A 19789-nucleotide genomic window follows, 5' to 3' on the forward strand; every position below is an offset into this window, starting at 1 on the left:
GCGTGCCGAAGTCGCTCCGTGGGGTACCGCGCTTCTGCTCGGGCATGATGAGTGCCTCAAAGTCACATAGTGCGACAGGAATCACCCGGAAATCGACCCCTGTCGAGTATTATTGTGACACCGGTTGTTGCTGTTATGGCGAAACCGGTCACTCAAACAGAGACACATGGGACTCCGCCCAACGCCGTTCGGCACCGGAGAAAGAATTCAGTGGAGAACGGTCGGGGAACGATGAGTTTGCGTACGGGGCGTAGGCGTGCCGCGGTTCCTTCCGGGAGGACCCCTGCCGGACCGGCCCAGGAGACCGGGACGGTCCCCGGGCCCCTGGCGGCGGCACCGGTGCGGACGGACTGGCTGATACCCGCGCCGGACGGACGCCTCAGCGCGTTCGCCCCGGCCAGGACCGGCGGCATCGTCCGCTGGACGGAGCGGCGGGCCGGCCGCGGCGGCTGGAACGCTCCCGAACTCCTGCTCCCGGACGCCCGGATACTGCCGTACCTCTGCGCCGCGCACGGTCCGGCCGGCTTCGTCGACCTGTTCGGCCTCCGGCGTACGGGCGACAGCCCCCGGGGACCGGTCGAGATCGTGTACGCCTCCCAGTACCAGGCGGGCCGCCCGATGACCGGCTGGCACTCGATCGGCAACCCGCACGGCAAGGACGCCGCGAAGGCGTCCGCCATCGGCGCACCGGTCGCCGTCGTGGACGGCGCCGACGTCCTCCATGTGTTCGTCCGCAACGCGGACGGGGGCGTGTCCACGCGCAGGCGTGCCGCCGACGGGGTCTGGGGCAAGTGGACGGCCATGCCGTGCAAGCGGGTACGCGAGGGGCTCTCCGCCGTCGTCACCCGCTCCGGCCGCGTCGAACTCTTCATGCCCGCCGACAAGGGTGTGTACGTCTGGCGCCAGGAGACGCCGGGGGGCCCGCTGGACCGCGCCCCCAACCTGGTCTTCATCGCCCTGCCCGGGACGGCCTCCGGCACCGAGTCCTACGAGGGCCGGATCACCCACTACTGGCGCGACGAGACCTCCGGCGAGGTCGTCGGTTACCGGCTGCCGGCCGCGGGCGCCCCCGACACCGCGCCCGCCCCGCTGGACGGCCGCTCGGGCCACGGCCCGCTCGCCCTCACCCGGTGCCTCGTCGACGGCTACGACTGCACCGTTCTGGCCCAGGCGGAGCAGGCGGGGACCCTCGCCCTCACCGCCTACCCCACCGAGCTGGAATCCGCCGGTGCCTGGTGGGCGGACACCCGTGAACCCTGCGAGGGCGCCCCCGCGCTGGCCCTGGACCGGGAGGGGCGCCTCGTCGTCGCCGCGATCGGCCCGGACGGCCGGCTGAAGGTCACCAGGCAGCGTGCCGACCAGCAGGGCATGGCGCTGGAGGGCTGGCTCCGGCTGTGAGCCGGTGACGGCCTCCCGCGCCGGGCACTCCCGTACGTCCGCTGTCCCCGTCATGTCCACGCTCCGCCGCTACTCGGCCTTCTCGGACACCCGGACCGACAGCTCGGTCCCGGCCGTGTAGTACGGCTTCACCATGACCGGCTGCCCCTCGCCGGTGGGCACCACGATGTTGGGGTAGGCGAACACGCTCTTCACGTCCACCACGTCCGTCAGGAAGCGGCCCAGCCGCGCCACGACCGGGTCGTGACGCCGGCCCACCCACAGGTCCCACAGCTCGTGCCGGCCCACCAGCTGCTCGGCCAGATCGGACGCGGGCAGCGAGAAGGAGAAGTCGGCGCCGCCCGAGGAGAGACCGGGCAGCCAGAACCCCGGCTCCTCCACACCACGCCTGCGCATCAGCAACAGCGGCTCCGCCTCGCCGAAGTCGGAGCCGTAGAGCAGCCCGCGCAGATGCATGACCCCCTGGTCGGCCCACACCTCGGTCGCCTCGGCATGCCGGTCGCGGGTCCAGGTCCGCAGCACGAGATGGCCGCTCTCGGACGCGTAGGGCAGCTGCACCACGGTGTACGCGGGCCCGGTGGCCACCGGGCCGAGGCCGCGCAGGTCCAGGGAGCCCGGCCGCACCTTCGCGGGCCTGCCCTCCCCGGTGTCCAGATGCACATCCCAGCGTCCCTCCGCCAGCACCTCCGGGTCCGGTGGGACGAACGCCTCGTACAGATGCGGCCCGAGACCCTCGGCGGGCAGCAGCGGCAGCCTGACGGGCTGTTCGCCGCGCGCCGCCTTCCGCTTGCGCAGCACCAGTTCGAGGTCCTCGCGGCCCTCCCGTACGCCGGCCAGACGCAGGACGACCGTCCCGTTCCGCGCCACCTCGCACGAGACGGTCACCTCGGCGGCGGGGCGGCCCTCCCGGCGGTGGCGGCGGGCCGTGCGGATGACGCCCTCGAACCGTCCCGCCGAGACCTCCGGGCCGAACGCGCGGGCGTCCTCGCGGGCCTGACGCCCCATCGCGAGGCGTGCCGGTCCGTCCTCGACCAGGCGGAGCAGCGCGGCGGCGAAGGCGTCGACATCGTCCACCGGCGTGAGCAGGCCGTTGATCCCGTCCCGGACGATCTCCGGCGGCCCGCCCGGACAGGCGGTGGAGACGACGGGCAGCCCGCAGCGCATGGCCTCGGCCAGTGACAGGCCGAAGGACTCCCGGTCCGACGTCCCCGCGGCGATGGCGGCGGCGGCCCACCGGGCCTCCAGCCGGGGCTCCTCCATCATCAGGAACACATGGTTGTACAGGTCGAGTTCGGCGACCAGTCCGCGGAGCTGGCCGTACTCCGGACCGGTCCCGAAGATCCGCAGCTGCCAGTCCGGGTGGTGTTCCACGACCCGTGCGAACGCCTGGATGAGCACGTCGTAGCGCTTCTCCGGAACGAGACGCCCGGCCGCCATCACCACCCGGGAGTGCCCGTCGGCGGGCCGCACCCGGGGGTCGGGCACACAGTCGGGATGGGCGTGGACCGCGACATCGCCCGGCAGCCCCGCCCGGGTGACCTCCCGGGCCTCGGCGGCACTGGGCACCACGACCGCGTCGAGCCGCCCCAGCCCCGCCCACGCGCGGCTCTGTTCCTGCGGGGACAGCACGGTGCTCAACTGGTGCAGCTGGCCCAGGCGGAGCGCCCGGGGACGTGCCCAGCGCGAGACATAGGCGGCCAGTTCGAGGCTGGTGCCGACCACCACCTGGGCCTGGCTCGCCCGCAGGTACTCCTCGGCCTTGTCGTCCGTCAGCTCGCTGTAGCGCCAGGACATCTCCTGGGTACGCGGAATGACCCGGGACGGCGTGAGCCGGCGGACATCCTGCTTGTCCGGACGACGGCCCTCGCGCAGATCGAGCAGCGAGACGATCCGCACCCCGTGGGCGGGCGCGATGGCGGGCCGGTCGAGCCAGCGGAACACCGAGACGACCCGGACCTCGTGGGTATCGGCGAGCGCTCCCGCGAGATTGAGCACGGCGCGGGTGGCGCCGTCGGCGGCATACGCGTTCTGAACCAGGAATTCGATCTTCATCGCGGGGCCGCGGACTTCTCGTACGGACTCGGAAGCGGAAAGTACGCCTCGAAGAAGGGATGGATCAGCGCTTCCTGATCGGCCACATCGTCCTCGGTGGTGAAGGAGTCGTTCACGCAGAAGACCGCCGCGTCACGCCGTTTGAGCAGCCGGTCCAGTTTCTTGGAGAGCTGCACCATCGAGAGATGGAGATAGGCGTACGGAATGGTGTCGGGCACCCCGCGCCCCGTGAAGTAGGAGTAGTACGGATACATGCAGGTGCCGACGTCGATATCGGTCCGGCTGCGGAAACGCGCGGCGGCGGTCGCCCGGAACACCTCGGCGAACTCGCGCTCCATCTCCTCCAGCACACTGCGCCGCAGCGGTACGGGGGTGTGCTTCATCGCGTCGATGATGGTGCGGCCGAAGCGGTCCTCCAGCAGGGCCCGCACGTTCTTGCGGGCCACCTCGTGCGGCAGGTCCTCCGGCTGGACCGCGCCCATGGGGATGCGGACGCTGTCCGGGTAGTACTTCGAGGCCCCGTTCGGCAGGAAGAACTCGTGCGGGGTGATCGGCCTGCCGACGAACACATCGTCGTTGAAGTGGATGAAGTGCTCCGACAGCCCCGGGACCCGGTGCAACTGGGCGCTGATGGCATGGGAGTTGAAGACCGGCAGCCGGCTGGTCTCGCGGAAGATCTCCCGGTGCGAGACCACCGTGATGCCCTCGGCGTCCGCGTCGAGCCAGTGCGGGACCTGGTCGTCGGTGACCAGGAAGATGTGCCGCACCCAGGGGGCGTACATGTGCAGCGAGCGCATCGAGTAGAGCAGCTCGTCGCGGTTGATGTAGCGCCCGGCGCTCGCCGACTCCTCGTGGAACACGTCGCCGGACGCCTCGGCACGGCGGCGCTGCCAGGCGGGGTCGTCGCTGTCCACCCAGGTGTAGACGACATCGATGGGGAACGTGATCTCGTCGGCGCCGGTGCAGACGAACTCCTGGCGGGTCGGCAGCCCGGTCCGTTCCGGCTTCCGGCCCCAGCGGCGCTGCTTCTGGGGGAGGTCCGGCTCCGGCGGCGCCAGCCGGGAGAAGCGGTGCGGCGAGACGAGTGTCATGTCACCCTGCACCGGGAGGAAGCTCGCGCCCCGGTTGATCCGCGGCGGCAGCAGCCGCCCCTCCTCCTCCCGCCAGAACTCGATGTCGCAGCCGTACTCGGTGCCGTACACGAGGTCGCCCGACGGATCGGCCTGGAACCAGATGGCGCGCAGTACGTCGACGGTCTCCAGCCCCTGCCAGGACGCCTCGCGGGCGCCGAGGTGGAGCAGTTCGCCGGTGCGCTGGACGGGCACCTTGCGCTGGATGTACCCGGGGCTCCGGCCGAACAGCGAACGCAGCGTCTGGGCGACGCGGCCCCGGTGGACGTCCCGGACACCGATCGCGGACGAGGTGTCCTCGGTCCCGGGCACCACGAAGTGCTCGACGCCGGCCTGGGTCAGCGCCGTGGACACCAGTGACAGATGCTGCGCGCGCACCGCCAGCGGCGTGAGACCGGGCTGCACGTGCGCCAGCCGGCGGTGCATGCCCACGGGAACCTCGTGCAGGCCCGGCGGCAGCGGACGCTGCTGACGGTCGACCGTGGCATTGATCGGGTGGATCACCGAATACTCCAGTACATCAGTGCGTCCTCAAGACGCCGGAACGACTCCGTCGGGCCCGGGGCCCCTGCCGGGCGGGGCCCCGGGCACCGGACGGGGTCAGACGGAGGCCAGTGGCAGGCCGGACGTCAGGTCGATCGCGGTCCGGTTCGCGGCGGCCGCGAGCACGGCCTCGGCCACCGCGACGGTCCCGGTGGCCTGCTCCAGCGTCACGATGTCGGCCTCCTTGCCGAGCACCGCGTCGCGGAAGGTCTCGTGCTCGACGAGCAGCGGCTCGCGCTTGACGATCGCGTACCGTGTCACATCGCCCTCGGAGACGCCCCGGAACTGCCGCAGCCCCTCCCACTCGGTGGGCTGCGAGCCGTTGGCGTAGAACCACAGGTCGGCGGTGAGGGTGTCCGCCACGAAGCAGCCGTGCTCTCCCGTCACGATGGTGACGCGCTCCTTGAGCGGGGACAGCCAGTTGACGAGGTGGCTGGTGACGGCCCCGCCCGACAGATGCCCGACGAAGGCCACCATGTCCTCGTGCGGCCGGCCGCTGCGCGACACGGTCGCCGCACTCACCGACTCGTAACGGCTGCTGGTGAGCCAGGCGGTCAGGTCGATGTCGTGCGTGGCCAGGTCGTACACCACGCCGACATCGGCGATCCGGGCCGGGAAGGGTCCCTGACGGCGCGTCACCACCTGGTGGACATCGCCGAGTTCACCGAGGTCCAGCCGGGTGCGCAACTCGCGCAGCGCGGGGTTGAAGCGCTCGATGTGACCGACACCGGCCACCAGGCCGCGCTCGCCGAAGGCACGGGTGATCCGCTCGGCGGACTCCACCGAAGGGGCGATCGGCTTCTCGATGAGGGCGTGGATGCCCCGTTCGGCCAGGTCGAGCGCGACCTCCTCGTGCAGGGCCGTGGGGCAGGCGACGACCGCGTAGTCGATGCCCTCGGCGGCGAGTTCGGCGACCGACCGCACCACGGGCACGCCCGCGGGGGCGCTGTCCGGGCCGGCCACCGGGTCCGCCGCGGCGACGAGTTCGACGCCGTCCAGGCCGTGCAGGACGCGGGCGTGGTTGCGGCCCATCGAGCCGAGGCCGATCAGTCCGGCCCGCAGCGGCTTCGGGGTGCTCATACGCGGGCCTCCATGACCTCGTTGACGGTGGCCGTCAGGCGGTCCAGCTCCTGCGGCGTGAGCATCGGGTGCACCGGGATGGACAGCGCCTCCGCGGCGGCCCGCTCGGTCTCGGGCAGCTCACCGACGGCGTAGCCGAGCACCTTCTCGCCCGTCCGGAACGGTGTCAGGCGGTGCACCGGAGTGGGGTAGTACACGGCATTGCCGACGCCCCGCTCCAGCAGCTCGCGGGAGACCGTGTCGCGGTCCTTGCCGCTCCGGTCGTCGACCCGGATCGTGTACTGGTGGTAGACGTGCTCCGCGCCCGGTGCCACCGGCGGGGTGACGACCCCGCGCAGCCCGGCGTCGAGCGCTGCCGCGTTCGCGCGGCGCTGCCGCGTCCAGGTGTCCAGACTGCGCAGCTGCACGCGGCCGATCGCGGCGGCGACATCGGTCATCCGGACGTTGAAGCCGACGATCTCGTTGGCGTACCGCTGCTCCATGCCCTGGTTGCGCAGCAGGCGCAGGGTCCGCGCGAGGGCCGCGTCGCCCGTGGTGATCATGCCGCCCTCAAGGCTGTGCATGTTCTTGGTCGGGTAGAAGCTGAAGCAGGCGGCCGCGCCGAACGCGCCCACCGGGGTGCCGTCCAGCGAGGCGGCGTGGGCCTGTGCCGCGTCCTCGACGATCGCGAGACCGTGCCGCTCGGCCAGCGCGGTGAGCGGGCCCATCGCGGCCGGGTGCCCGTAGAGGTGTACGGGCATGATCGCCGCGGTGCGCGGGGTGATCGCGGCCTCGGCGGCCTGCGGGGAGAGGCAGAAGCTGTCGCGCTCGATGTCCGCGAAGACCGGGGTCGCGCCGACGAGGCGGACCGCGTTGGCGGTGGCCGCGAAGGTGAAGGAGGGAACGATCACTTCGTCGCCGGGGCCGATGCCCAGCGCCATCAGCGACAGATGCAGCGCACTGGTGCCGGAATTGACGGCGACGCAGTGCCGGCCGTCGACGAACCTCGAGAACTCCTCCTCGAAGGCGGCGACCTCGGGGCCCTGCGCGACCATACCGCCGCGCAGTACGCGCACGGCGGCCTCGATCTCGTCCTCTCCGATCACCGGAGCTGCTGCGCGGATCATGCGCTGGTCATTAGTCATCGTTCCACTTCACAAAGGTCGGGGTGCTGGGTGCTGCTCGGACCGCTGCGCCGGCTGCCGGTTCGCGGGAGGCGGCGGGGAGTCCGGTCCGGATCTCTCGTAGGGGCTGGGTACGGGGAAGTAGCTCTCCAGGAAAGTCCTGAGCATCGACGTGCGGGCTTCCGCCGTATCGGGGTCGTCGACCGTGTCGTTGATGCAGAAGGTGTGGTAGTCGCGCTGGGCGAGCAGCCGGTTGAGATGCCGCCCGGTGTTGGGCGCGGCCAGGTCCAGATACGTGTAGCGGATCTTGCCGGTCACCGAACGGCTGGTCTGCTGCCCGTAGTAGTGGTGCAGCGAGGAGGTGATCGACAGATCGCCGGGGCTGCGGAACTGCGAGTGCTGCGTCTGCAGGTGCTCGGCCGCGTAGCGCTCCTCGATCTCCTGGAGGATGTCGCGGCGCAGCGAGTGCGGCACGTGCTTCATCTTCCTGGTGAGGACCCGGTCGAAGGTCCCGGCGATGACGACGCGGTTGTTCTTCGCGGCGACCTCGGACGGGGGGTCCTGCGGCGAGGACGGGGTCATCGGGACCAGCGCGTTCGAGGGGAAGTACTTCGAGAGCCCGTTGGCGTGGAAGAACTCGCCCGGCGTGACGCTGCGGCCGAGGAAGACGTCGTCGTTGAAGTACAGGAAGTGGTCGGAGAGCCCGGGGATGTGGTGCAGCTGGCTCTCGATGGCGTGCGAGTTGAAGGTCGGCAGCGCCGAGGCGTCGGTGAAGATGTCGCGGTGGTGGACGACCTTGATGCCGGGGTGGTCGCTGTTCAGCCAGGCCGGCGTCTGCCCGTCCGTGACCAGGTAGACGGTGCGCAGCCAGGGCGCGAACTGGTGGAGCGAGCGCAGGGAGTAGCGCAGCTCGTCGCGGCTGGTGAAGCGGGCCGCGCTGATGGCCTGCTCGTGGTAGTCGGTCCGGCCCAGCGCGGTGGCGCGGCGGCGGATCCACTCGGGATCGGCCCCGTCGACCCAGGTGTAGACGGCGTCCACCGGGAAGGTGACCTCGTCCGGCAGGGAGAGCGTGAACTCCGACCGGGTGGCCACCTGCGGCGGGGCGTCCACCGCGCCGCTGACCGGGCCGGTGAAGTGGCTGACCGGGACCTGTACGGGGCTCTCGGCGGCGACCACGGCGGTGGCGGTGAGGTTGGGGACGGGGGCGATCAGCAGCCCGTCCTGCTCGGCCCAGAACTCGATCGCACAGGCGTGATTGGGGCCCAGCGTCCACCGCCCCTGGGGGTCGGTGAGCAGCCACCAGATGCGCAGAACCGTTTCTTCATCGAGCTGGGACCAGGAGCCCCGGTGATCCGCGCGCAGCGGCCGGCCGCCCGCAGGGCCGCCCGCGAGCAGGGCGCCCTCGGCGAGCGCGCTCACCCGCAGCGCCCGTTCGGCCCGGCCGCGCTCGCTCGCGGGGACCGCGACGGCGGTCATCGTGACGGAGTTGCCCCGCACGCAGAAGTGCGGGATGCCGTGCCGCTCCAGTACGTCGCAGACGCGCAGGAGGTTGGTGGCACGGGCGACGGAGGGGGTGAGGCCTTCGGTGATCTCGGCGGCGCGGACCTTGCGTCCGGACCAGACCAGCCGTACCCCGGGCCGCCGCGCTTCCCGGCGCAGACGCCTGCTGAACCGCAGGCCCAGCTGCTTGCGCAGACCGCGCCAGGCACTGCCCAGACCCGCGAGGCCGTGCTGGAGGAGCAGCCGGCCGTTCGCGGGGAAGATCCTGACGAGCCGTTGTCTCAGTACGTGGGGGAGGGCGCGCCGGTAGAGGCGTACGAGGGTGGACGTCTCGGGATTGCCCATCGCTCGACTACCTCGTGCTTCCCCCGCTCGGCCTCTCGGCGAGCAACCAGTACCTGTGACGGCGACGCGCGGGTTTGCCCGGTCCGGCGGATTGTGGGGGTGGAGCGTCCACCGTTCGGTACGGCCGAGTGAAACAAACGTGTCGCAGGGGTGAAGATTAACAAGAAAATAAGGTTGAGACTGCAAGGAAAAGATTCCGATCCGGCTACGTTTCGGACTTTTCGTCAACGAAAGCGGGCCGTACGAGTGACTCGTACGGCCCGCTGCGGTCATGCGTGTGTGTCTTTGGTGAAGGTGTGCCAGGTGTTACGCCGGAACGCTCGCCACACCCTGCGGCAGGAACTTCTTGCCGTTCACCCGCTCCGAGACGCCCGCCCGGTCCAGGTACGGCGTGATGCCGCCCAGGTGGAAGGGCCAGCCCGCGCCGGTGATCAGGCACAGGTCGATGTCCTGGGCCTCGGCGACGACGCCCTCGTCCAGCATCAGGCCGATCTCCTGCGCCACCGCGTCCAGGACACGGTCACGGGTCTGCTCCTCGGACAGGACCACATCGCCCTGCTTCAGGAGTGCGGCGACCTCGGGGTCCAGCTCCGGCTTGCCGGAGTCGTACACGTAGAAGCCCCGCTTGCCCGCCTCGACCACGGCCGCCAGGTTCTCGGAGACGGTGAAGCGGTCCGGGAAGGCGCGGTTCAAGGTCTCGGAGACATGCAGACCGATGGCCGGGCCGACCAGCTCCAGGAGCACCAGCGGGGACATCGGCAGACCGAGCGGCTCGACGGCCTTCTCGGCGACCTCGACCGGGGTGCCCTCGTCGATGACGTTCTGGATCTCGCCCATGAAGCGGGTGAGGATGCGGTTGACGACGAACGCCGGGGCGTCCTTCACCAGGACCGCGGTCTTCTTCAGCTTGCGGGCCACACCGAACGCCGTGGCCAGTGCGGCGTCGTCCGTCCGCTCACCGCGGACGATCTCCAGCAGCGGGAGGATCGCGACCGGGTTGAAGAAGTGGAAGCCGACGACCCGCTCGGGGTGCTTCAGCTTCGACGCCATCTCGGTCACCGACAGCGAGGAGGTGTTGGTGGCGAGGATCGCGTGCGCCGGGGCGACCGCCTCGACCTCCGCGAACACCTGCTGCTTGACACCGATCTCCTCGAAGACGGCCTCGATGATGAAGTCGGCGTCGGCGAAGCCCTCGGCCTTGTCCAGCACACCGGAGACCAGGCCCTTGAGGCGGTTGGCCTTGTCCTGGTTGACACGGCCCTTGCCGAGCAGCTTGTCGATCTCGGCGTGGACATAGCCCACACCCTTGTCGACGCGCGCCTGGTCGATGTCCGTGAGGACGACCGGCACCTCCAGCCGGCGCAGGAACAGCAGGGCGAGCTGCGAGGCCATCAGCCCCGCGCCCACGACGCCGACCTTGGTGACCGGGCGGGCCAGCGACTTGTCAGGGGCCCCGGCCGGGCGCTTGGCGCGCTTCTGGACCAGGTTGAAGGCGTAGATCCCGGAGCGCAGCTCGCCGCCCATGATCAGGTCCGCGAGGGCCCGGTCCTCGGCGTCGAAGCCCGCGCCCAGGTCGCCGTCCTTGGCCGCGGCGATGATCTCCAGCGCGCGGTACGCGGCCGGGGCCGCACCGTGCACCTTGGAGTCGGCGATCGCCTTGCCGCGGGCCACGGCCTGGTCCCAGGCCTCCCCGCGGTCGACGTCGGGGCGCTCCACCGTGACCGTGCCGTTGAGCACGTCCGCGGTCCAGATCAGCGACTGCTCCAGGAAGTCCGCGCCCTCGAAGAGCGCGTCGGCGATCCCGAGCTCGAAGACCTGCTTGCCCTTGAGCTGACGGTTCTGGTTCAGCGAGTTCTCGATGATCACCGAGACCGCGCGGTCGGCGCCGATCAGGTTCGGCAGCAGCGCGCAGCCGCCCCAGCCGGGCACCAGCCCGAGGAAGACCTCGGGCAGCGAGAAGGCCGGGAGCGCCTTGGAGACGGTGCGGTACGAGCAGTGCAGACCGACCTCGACACCGCCGCCCATCGCCGCGCCGTTGTAGTACGCGAACGTCGGGACCGCGAGCGAGGAGAGGCGGCGGAAGACGTCGTGACCGCCCTTGCCGATGGCCAGCGCGTCCTCGTGGCGGCCGAGCAGCTCGACACCCTTGAGGTCGGCGCCGACGGCGAAGATGAACGGCTTGCCGGTGATGCCGATACCGGTGACCGCGCCCTCGGCGGCCTCCTTCTCGACCTGGTCGATGGCGGTGTTCAGGTTCGCCAGCGACTGCGGTCCGAAGGTGGTCGGCTTGGTGTGGTCCAGGCCGTTGTCCAGCGTGATCAGCGCGAACCTGCCCGCGCCCGCGGGAAGGTCGAAGTGGCGTACGTGCGCCTGCGTGACGACCTCACCGGGGAACAGCTCGGCCGCACCCTTCAGAAGCTCGGTGGTGGAGCTCACTTGCTGCCTCCGGCTGCGTTCTCGAAGTTCGGGTTCTCCCAGACGACCGTGGCGCCCATGCCGAAGCCGACGCACATCGTGGTCAGGCCGTAGCGGACCTCCGGCTGCTCCTCGAACTGGCGGGCCAGCTGCGTCATCAGACGCACACCCGAGGAGGCCAGCGGGTGACCGTAGGCGATGGCGCCGCCGTACTGGTTGACCCGCGCGTCGTCGTCGGCGATGCCGTAGTGCTCCAGGAAGGCGAGCACCTGCACGGCGAACGCCTCGTTGATCTCGAACAGACCGATGTCGTCGATCGACAGACCGGCCTTGGCCAGCGCCTTCTCGGTCGCCGGGATCGGGCCGTAGCCCATGACCTCCGGCTCCACACCCGCGAAGGCGTAGGACACGAGGCGCATCCTGACCGGGAGGCCCAGCTCGCGGGCGACGTCCTCGGCGGCGATCAGCGAGGCGGTGGCGCCGTCGTTGAGCCCGGCGGCGTTACCGGCCGTCACCCGGCCATGGGCGCGGAACGGGGTCTTCAGACCGGCCAGCGACTCCATCGAGGTGCCCGGACGCATCGGCTCGTCGGCGGTGACCAGGCCCCAGCCCGTCTCCCCGGCCTCGGCGTTGGTGCGGCGCACGGAGACCGGCACCAGGTCCTGCTGGATCTTGCCGTTGGCGTACGCCTTGGCGGCCTTCTCCTGCGAACGCACCGCGTACTCGTCGGCGCGCCGCTTGGTGATCGTGGGGTACCGGTCGTGCAGGTTCTCCGCGGTCATGCCCATGAACAGGGCGGACTCGTCGACCAGCTTCTCCGATACGAAGCGCGGGTTCGGGTCCACGCCCTCGCCCATCGGGTGGCGGCCCATGTGCTCGACACCACCGGCGACGACGACGTCGTACGCGCCGAAGGCGATGGAGCCGGCCGTCGAGGTGACGGCGGTCAGGGCGCCCGCGCACATGCGGTCGATCGAGTAGCCGGGGACGGACTGCGGCAGACCGGCCAGGATTCCGGCGGTCCGGCCCAGCGTCAGGCCCTGGTCGCCGATCTGCGTGGTCGCCGCGATGGCGACCTCGTCGATCCTGGCGGGGTCCAGGTCCGGGTTGCGGCGCAGCAGCTCCCGGATGGCCTTCACGACGAGATCGTCGGCGCGGGTCTCGTGGTAGATGCCCTTCGGGCCCGCTTTGCCGAACGGGGTGCGGACGCCGTCGACGAAGACGACGTCCCGGATGGTGCGAGGCACGATGGCTCTCCTCCAGGGTGCGGGATGGCACTGCTGCGGGGCGCACCCACGGGCGCGCCGCCTGCCATCATGCTACTTGTGGGTAACCAGACTGCCCACCCCTCCTGGCCGGAGCGTCGAAGGTCACACCGGCGCACGGGCGGCCACGGGGTGCCGGGGGCGTCCACGAAGGCCCGGCCGGGCCTTCGCGAGGGGTCACGGGCGCTCCGAGGGGCCCGCGCGGCAGGGTGGCGCAACCTGGCGTGATTTCGCCCCTCCTCGACGGGCATTCGGCGCGCGGATCCGTGCTCAGCGGCGTCGGCGGTGTCCGTTCCGGTGACCGGACCGGCCCCGTTCCCGTCCTGGCCGACCGGGAATCGCCGTACGGAAGCGCCCCCCGGCCGAGGGCCGGGGGGCGCGGTGGTGCGTGCGGTGGTGCGGGGGCGGGCGATCAGCCGGTGGCGTCGAGCGCCCGGAGCAGGACCGGGCCGACCTGTTCGATCTGCCAGTGCCGTGCCCCGTACCCGGCGAGCGCGTCCTCGACGGCGCCCGGGGTGTGAATCCTGGGAGGCTCCCAGCACACCCGGCGCACGGTGTCCGGGGTGATCAGATTCTCCTGGGGCATGTGCAGCCGCTCGGCCAGCTCCGACACCGCCGCGCGGGCCGCCGAGAGCCGGGCCGCGGCCGCCGGGTCCTTCTCCGCCCAGGAGCGCGGCGGCGGCGGTCCGGCGAGCTGCTGGCCGGGCTGCGGGAGCTCGGCGTCCGGCAGCGCCTTCGCCCGGTCCACGGCCGCCTGCCACTGCTCCAGCTGGCGCCGGCCCATGCGGTGGCCGAATCCGGGCAGCGCGGTGAGCGCCTGCACATTGACCGGCAGCGCGAGGGCCGCCTCCACGATCGCACCGTCGCCGAGCACCTTGCCGGGTGAGATGTCACGGCGCTGTGCGACCTGGTCACGGGTGTTCCACAGCTCCCGCACCACCGCCATCTGACGGCGGCGGCGGACCTTGTGCATGCCCGAGGTGCGGCGCCAGGGGTCCTTGCGCGGGGGCGCGGGCGGCGCCGAGGCGATCGCGTCGAACTCCTCCCGGGCCCACTCCAGCTTGCCCTGCCGGTCCAGCTCCTCCTCCAGGGCGTCGCGCAGATCGATCAGCAGCTCGACGTCGAGCGCGGCGTAGCGCAGCCAGGGGTCGGGCAGTGGACGGGTGGACCAGTCGACCGCGGAGTGGCCCTTCTCCAGTGCGTAGCCCAGCACGTTCTCGACCATGGCGCCCAGCCCCACACGGGGGAAGCCCGCGAGGCGTCCGGCGAGCTCGGTGTCGAAGAGCCCGGTGGGGATCATGCCTATTTCGCGCAGGCAGGGCAGGTCCTGGGTGGCGGCGTGCAGGATCCACTCGCTGTCGGCGAGGGCCTCGCCCAGGCCCGACAGGTCCGGGCAGCCGACCGGGTCGATCAGTGCGCTGCCCGCGCCGGTCCGGCGGAGCTGTACGAGGTAGGCGCGCTGGCCGTAGCGGTAGCCGGAGGCGCGCTCGGCGTCGACGGCCACGGGGCCGGTGCCCGCGGCGAAGGCCGCGACCACCTCCGCGAGGTCGTCGTCGGACGCCACCACCGGGGGAATGCCCTCGCGCGGTTCGAGCAAGGGGATCGGCGCCGGGGCGACGTCGTCCGGGGGGGCGCCCCCGGTGGTTCGCAGTGAAGTGTCTGCTGCGGTCTCTTGGGCGTCGGTCACCTGTCAAGGGTATCCGTGCAAGCACGGCACCCGTCGACGGAACCTTCCGTCGACGGGTGCCGATGCACGTATTCCAGCCGGGGGCGCATCCGCGCACGTCCCGGCGCGGGGCGGGTCAGTGGATGATGCCCGTTCGCAGGGCGACGGCGACCATTCCTGCGCGGTCTCCGGTGCCGAGCTTGCGGGCGATGCGGGCGAGGTGGGACTTGACGGTGAGGGCGGAGAGGCCCATCGAGACGCCGATGGCCTTGTTGGACTGGCCCTCGGCGACCAGGCGGAGCACCTCCACCTCACGGCCGGACAGTTCGCGGTAGCCGCCCGGGTGGCTCGGGGAACCGGGGGGCCTGCGGTGCATACGGGCGGCATTGGCGCCGATCGGGGCGACGCCGGGGCGGGTGGGGTGGCCGATGTTGGTCCGCGTCCCGGTGACGACGTAGCCCTTCACGCCGCCCGCGAGGGCGTTGCGAACGGCACCGATGTCATCGGCGGCGGAGAGGGCGAGACCGTTGGGCCAGCCTGCGGCACGGGTCTCGGAGAGCAGGGTCAGCCCGGAACCGTCGGGCAGGTGGACGTCGGCAATGCAGATGTCGCGCGGGTTGCCGACGCGGGGGCGTGCCTCCGCGATGGACGACGCCTCGATGACGTCACGAACTCCGAGTGCCCACAGATGGCGGGTGACGGTGGAACGGACGCGCGGGTCGGCCACGACGACCATGGCCGTCGGCTTGGTCGGGCGGTAGGCGACCAGGCTTGCGGGCTGCTCTAGGAGAACGGACACCAGGCCTCCTGGGGAGTGGCGGGACGGGCCGGCTCGGGGATGAAGCCGGGGCGAACCGTGCTTGAAGGGTCATTGACCTCTTCGGCAGCAGACCCGTCCTCCTTTAGAGGAAGATCACGATTTGGTGAGTAACAATTCGGGCAAATAGGACATGCGATCGATTGTACGAAAAGAGAGCCGGTGCATGTGCGAGCCGAGTGACGGAGCGTCACGGAACCTGGGGTCCGCGCCGCTGCGGCAGCGTCACCACCGAGGCGTCCGTCGGACCCGAGGGCGGCAGGCCCGCGATCTGACAGAGGAGATCACCCCACGCCATCAGATGCGCCGCCGCGTCCGGCACTCCGCCGCGGCCCTCGCGCGGGGTCCACGAGGCGCGGATCTCGATCTGCGTCGCGGGGCGGCGCGTGGACAGCGCACCGAAGTAGTGCGAGCCGGCTCGCGTCACGGTCCCCCCGGCCTCCCCGTACGAAAGACCCCGCGCGTCGAGCGCACCCGTCAGCCAGGACCAGCACACCTCGGGCAGCAGCGGATCGGCCGCCATCTCCGGCTCCAGCTCCGCGCGCACGAGCGTCACCAGGCGGAACGTGCCCTGCCAGGCGTCGTGCCCCGCCGGATCGTGCAGCAGCACGAGGCGGCCGTCGGCCAGGTCGTCCTCGCCGTCGACGACCGCCGCCTCCAGCGCGTACGCGTGCGGGGCCAGCCGCTGGGGCGGCCGGGTCGGCTCCACCTCCAGTTCTGGGCGCAGCCGCGCGGAGCGCAGCCCGTCCACAGCCGACCGGAACGCGGGCGGCACGGAACTCCCCTCCGCACCGTCCTTGCTGTCAGCGCCATCGGAATGATCGGAAAATTGTCCCTGAGCCGGAGCCATGCGGGGAAGAGTAGGCGGAACCGGAGCCCGGCGCAGGGAGGGACACCCGTGCGGGGCCCGGCTCCTTCCGCGTGCGTGCGAAGATTCTGTGTGTGAGTGCCAACGACCGCCCTTCGGGCCAGCAGACGACGACCTCCGCCACCCACGGGTCGGCGTTCCTCAAGGCGTGCCGGCGCGAGCCCGTGCCGCACACCCCGGTCTGGTTCATGCGGCAGGCGGGACGCTCGCTGCCGGAGTACCTGAAGGCCCGTGAGGGCATCGCGATGCTCGACTCCTGCATGATGCCGGAGCTGGTCGCCGAGATCACGCTGCAGCCGGTGCGCCGTCACAAGGTCGACGCCGCGATCTACTTCAGCGACATCGTCGTACCGCTCAAGGCCATCGGGATCGACCTCGACATCAAGCCCGGCGTCGGCCCGGTCATCGCCGAGCCGATCCGCACCCGGGCCGACCTCGCCCGGCTGCGCGACCTCACCCCCGAGGACGTCCCGTACGTCACCGAGGCCATCGGGATGCTCACCGCCGAGCTGGGCGGCACCCCGCTCATCGGCTTCGCCGGGGCACCGTTCACGCTCGCCAGCTACCTCGTGGAGGGCGGCCCGTCCCGCAACCACGAGCGCACCAAGGCCATGATGTACGGCGACCCGCAGCTCTGGGCCGACCTGCTGGACCGCCTCGCGGAGATCACCGGCGCCTTCCTGGACGTCCAGATCCGGGCCGGTGCCTCCGCCGTCCAGCTCTTCGACTCCTGGGTGGGCGCCCTGGCCCCCGCCGACTACCGCCGCTCGGTGCTGCCCGCCTCCGCGAAGGTGTTCGACGCCGTCGCCGGGCACGGGGTCCCGCGCATCCACTTCGGTGTCGGCACCGGCGAACTGCTCGGCCTGATGGGCGAGGCGGGCGCGGACGTCGTCGGCGTCGACTGGCGCGTCCCGCTGGACGAGGCCGCGCGCCGCGTCGGTCCGGGCAAGGCGCTCCAGGGCAACCTCGACCCGGCGGTGCTGTTCGCGCCGACCGCCGCGGTCGAGGAGAAGACCCAGGAGGTGCTGGACGCGGCCGCCGGGCTGGAGGGCCACATCTTCAACCTGGGCCACGGTGTGATGCCGACGATGGACCCGGACGCGCTGACCCGTCTCGTGGAGTACGTGCACACGCGGACCGCCCGGTAGGCGTACCGGAGCGCGCGAGGCCGGGACCCCTCAGCCGGTCCCGGCCCTGCGGACCGCCGTGCTCGCCTTGCGGGCCGCCACCAGGACCGGGTCCCAGACCGGGGAGAACGGCGGCGCGTACCCCAGGTCGAGCGTGGTCATCTGATCGACCGTCATCCCGGCCGTCAGCGCCACCGCCGCGATGTCCACCCGCTTGGCCGCCCCGTCCCGGCCCACGATCTGCACGCCGAGCAGCCGGCCCGTGCGGTACTCCGCGAGCATCTTCACGGTCATCGGCCTGGCCCCCGGGTAGTAGCCCGCCCGGCCCGTCGACTCGATCGTCGCCGTGACGTACCGCAGCCCCACCGCCCGCGCGTCCTTCTCGCGCAGCCCGGTCCTGGCGATCTCCAGGTCGCAGACCTTGCTCACCGCCGTACCGACCACGCCCGGGAACGTGCCGTAACCGCCGCCCGCGTTGGACCCGATGATCTGGCCGTGCTTGTTGGCGTGGGTGCCCAGTGCGATGTGCCGGGTGCGGCCCGCCACCAGGTCCAGGACCTCCACGCAGTCGCCGCCCGCCCAGATGTCGTCGTGACCCACGACCCGCATCGACAGATCCGTCAGCAGCCCGCCGTGCGGGCCGAGCGGCAGGCCCGCCGCCCCGGCCAGCGCGGTCTCCGGCTCGACGCCGATGCCGAGCACCACCACATCCGCCGGGTAGGTCCGCGCGTCCGTCTCCACCGCGTTCACCCGGCCGTCCGGACCCGTGAGGATCCCGGTGACCGCCGCGCCGTTGACCGTCGTGATGCCCAGACCGTCCATCGCCTCATGGACGAGCGCGCCCATGTCCGGGTCGAGCGTCGCCATCGGCTGCTCGCCGCGGTTGAGCACCGTCACCTCGAAGCCCCGGTTCAGCATCGCCTCCGCCATCTCGACGCCGATGTACCCCGCGCCGACGACGACCGCGCGCCGCCCGGTGGCCCGGTCCAGGGAGTCCAGGAGCGCCTGGCCGTCGTCCAGGGTCTGCACCCCGTGCACCCCTGCCGCGTCCATACCGGGCAGCGCCGGGCGCACCGGACGGGCCCCGGTGGCGATCACCAGCTTGTCGTAGCCCGTCCAGTACGTCTCGCCGCTCTCCCGGTCCAGCGCGCGTACCCGCCGCCCGGCCACATCGATCTCCGTCACCTCGGTGCGCATCCGCAGATCGATGTCGCGCTCCCGGTGCTCCTGGGGGGTGCGGGCGATCAGGTCGTCGCGCCGCTCGACGTCGCCGCCGACCCAGTACGGGATGCCGCAGGCGGAGTACGAGGAGAAGTGGCCGCGCTCGAAGGCGACGATGTCCAGTTCGTCCGGCCCCTTGAGCCTGCGGGCCTGCGACGCGGCGGACATGCCCGCCGCGTCGCCGCCGATGACCACCAGTCGCGCCGCTGCCATGCCGGGTCCCCTTCGCCGTGTCCGGGACCCCACGCTACGGCGCTCAGGGAGCCGGTGCGGACTCCGTCTCCGGCGCCGGGGCCGGTACGGGCTCCGCCGGGCCCGCCGGCGCGGCCCGGCGGGCCCGGAGGGCGCGCACCCGCCGCCACACCAGCAGCAGCACCGCGGCGACGGCCAGGAACGGGGCCGCCGCACCGATCGCCATCGCGATCCACCGGAGCATCGTCACGAACGCGTCCCAGCCGCCGCCCAGCGCGTCCAGGAACCCGGGCCCGTCGTCGTCCGCCTTCCCGGCAGGCCCCTCCGGCTCGCTGAGGTCCAGGGTGATCGTCGCCAGCGAGGTGCGGTCCCTGAGACTCGCCTGCTGGGCGAGCATCGACTCCAGCGCGGCCTGACGGGTGCTCAACTCGCCCTCCAGCGTGACCACGTCGCTCAGCTTTTCGGCCTGGTCCATCAGCTCCCGCACCCGCGCCACGCTCGCCCGCTGCGTGGCGATCCGGCTCTCCACGTCGACCACCTGGTCGGTGACGTCCTTCGCGTTCGACGAGCGGGACAGCAGCTTCCCGGACCCGGCGAGTTCCCGCAGGACCGCCTGGTACCGGTCCTGCGGGACGCGCAGTACGAGGTGCGACATCTCATGCGTGTCGTCCACCCGCTCGGTGGTCTCGTTCGCCACCAGGCCGCCGCTGTCCTCCGTGGCACCGCGGGCGGCGGCCACGGCCTTCGGCACGCTCTCGACCTCGACGGACAGGGTCGCCGTACGGATCACATGGGTGCCCGAGGCCCTCGCCTTCGGAGCCGCGGAGGCCCCGTCGTCGGACTTCGCGCCGTCCGCCGCCCCACCGGCCCCGGCCCGCTCCCCGGCGGGCTTGTTGTCCCCGGCCGCTGCGTTCAGCCCTGCCGCGCTGCTGTCGGAGGAGCTGTCGCCCGCGCCGCAGCCCCCGACGGCGAGGAGGGCGAGCAGCGCCCCGGTGGCGAGGGCCGCGCGGGAACCGCGGGCGCGTGGACGGGCGGTGCTGTTCGTGTTGTTCATGACGGGTCCCCCC

The 19789-nt window shown here is 71.8% G+C and carries 14 protein-coding genes; 2 read left to right on the forward strand and 12 right to left on the reverse strand.

Annotated elements, in window-relative coordinates; translation table 11 throughout:
• Positions 1-339: 339 nt before the first annotated feature.
• Positions 340-1398, forward strand: a complete 1059-nt coding sequence (locus tag OHA98_RS11625; protein ID WP_266924916.1) for a hypothetical protein — start codon at positions 340-342, stop codon at positions 1396-1398.
• A 69-nt stretch (positions 1399-1467) separates the two neighbouring features.
• Here OHA98_RS11625 and OHA98_RS11630 read toward each other — a convergent pair whose 3' ends face one another.
• The 10 genes from OHA98_RS11630 to OHA98_RS11675 all read right to left on the reverse strand — a co-directional run bounded on the left by OHA98_RS11630 (position 1468) and on the right by OHA98_RS11675 (position 16164).
• The gene (locus OHA98_RS11630) at positions 1468-3450 is read right to left on the reverse strand and encodes a glycosyltransferase (RefSeq protein ID WP_266924918.1); all 1983 of its coding nucleotides are present in this window, start codon (positions 3448-3450) and stop codon (positions 1468-1470) included.
• Positions 3447-5084, reverse strand: coding sequence for a stealth family protein (locus tag OHA98_RS11635; protein ID WP_266924920.1), 1638 nt, complete (start codon positions 5082-5084; stop codon positions 3447-3449). The genes OHA98_RS11630 and OHA98_RS11635 overlap by 4 nt, the downstream gene beginning before the upstream one ends.
• Positions 5085-5180: 96 nt before the next feature.
• Positions 5181-6203 (reverse strand): Gfo/Idh/MocA family protein, encoded by a 1023-nt coding sequence (locus OHA98_RS11640; RefSeq protein ID WP_266924922.1) that lies wholly within the window; start codon positions 6201-6203, stop codon positions 5181-5183.
• Complete coding sequence (locus tag OHA98_RS11645; RefSeq protein WP_266924924.1) at positions 6200-7327, reverse strand: DegT/DnrJ/EryC1/StrS aminotransferase family protein; 1128 nt, start codon at positions 7325-7327, stop codon at positions 6200-6202. The genes OHA98_RS11640 and OHA98_RS11645 overlap by 4 nt, the downstream gene beginning before the upstream one ends.
• 9 nt (positions 7328-7336) lie before the next feature.
• The gene (locus tag OHA98_RS11650; RefSeq protein WP_266924926.1) at positions 7337-9151 is read right to left on the reverse strand and encodes a stealth family protein; all 1815 of its coding nucleotides are present in this window, start codon (positions 9149-9151) and stop codon (positions 7337-7339) included.
• Positions 9152-9457: 306 nt separating this feature from the next.
• Complete coding sequence (locus tag OHA98_RS11655) at positions 9458-11587, reverse strand: 3-hydroxyacyl-CoA dehydrogenase NAD-binding domain-containing protein (RefSeq protein ID WP_266924928.1); 2130 nt, start codon at positions 11585-11587, stop codon at positions 9458-9460.
• A complete protein-coding gene (locus OHA98_RS11660; RefSeq protein WP_266924930.1) occupies positions 11584-12813 on the reverse strand; it encodes an acetyl-CoA C-acyltransferase in 1230 nt (409 codons plus the stop codon). Before OHA98_RS11660 ends, OHA98_RS11655 begins: the two co-directional genes overlap by 4 nt.
• Positions 12814-13243: 430 nt before the next feature.
• A complete protein-coding gene (locus tag OHA98_RS11665) occupies positions 13244-14518 on the reverse strand; it encodes a ribonuclease D (protein ID WP_266924931.1) in 1275 nt (424 codons plus the stop codon).
• 115 nt (positions 14519-14633) lie between these two features.
• On the reverse strand, positions 14634-15296 hold the full coding sequence (locus OHA98_RS11670) for a response regulator transcription factor (RefSeq protein ID WP_266924933.1): 663 nt from the start codon (positions 15294-15296) through the stop codon (positions 14634-14636).
• 208 nt (positions 15297-15504) lie between these two features.
• Positions 15505-16164 (reverse strand): DUF3000 domain-containing protein, encoded by a 660-nt coding sequence (locus OHA98_RS11675; RefSeq protein ID WP_266924934.1) that lies wholly within the window; start codon positions 16162-16164, stop codon positions 15505-15507.
• A gap of 92 nt (positions 16165-16256) precedes the next feature.
• Between OHA98_RS11675 and hemE the strand changes: the two genes are divergently transcribed.
• Positions 16257-17330, forward strand: coding sequence for a uroporphyrinogen decarboxylase (hemE, locus tag OHA98_RS11680; protein WP_266924935.1), 1074 nt, complete (start codon positions 16257-16259; stop codon positions 17328-17330).
• Between the two features lie 30 nt (positions 17331-17360).
• On the opposite strand, the gene OHA98_RS11685 is transcribed toward hemE, so the two are convergent.
• Together OHA98_RS11685 and OHA98_RS11690 are read right to left on the reverse strand one after the other, a co-directional pair.
• Complete coding sequence (locus tag OHA98_RS11685; protein WP_266924937.1) at positions 17361-18743, reverse strand: FAD-dependent oxidoreductase; 1383 nt, start codon at positions 18741-18743, stop codon at positions 17361-17363.
• Between the two features lie 43 nt (positions 18744-18786).
• Positions 18787-19776: a DUF4349 domain-containing protein gene (locus OHA98_RS11690; RefSeq protein WP_266924939.1), complete on the reverse strand. Its 990-nt coding sequence runs from the start codon at positions 19774-19776 to the stop codon at positions 18787-18789.
• Between the last annotated feature and the right edge of the window lie 13 nt (positions 19777-19789).

It is taken from the genome of Streptomyces sp. NBC_00654 (assembly GCF_026341775.1).
GTDB lineage: Bacteria > Actinomycetota > Actinomycetes > Streptomycetales > Streptomycetaceae > Streptomyces.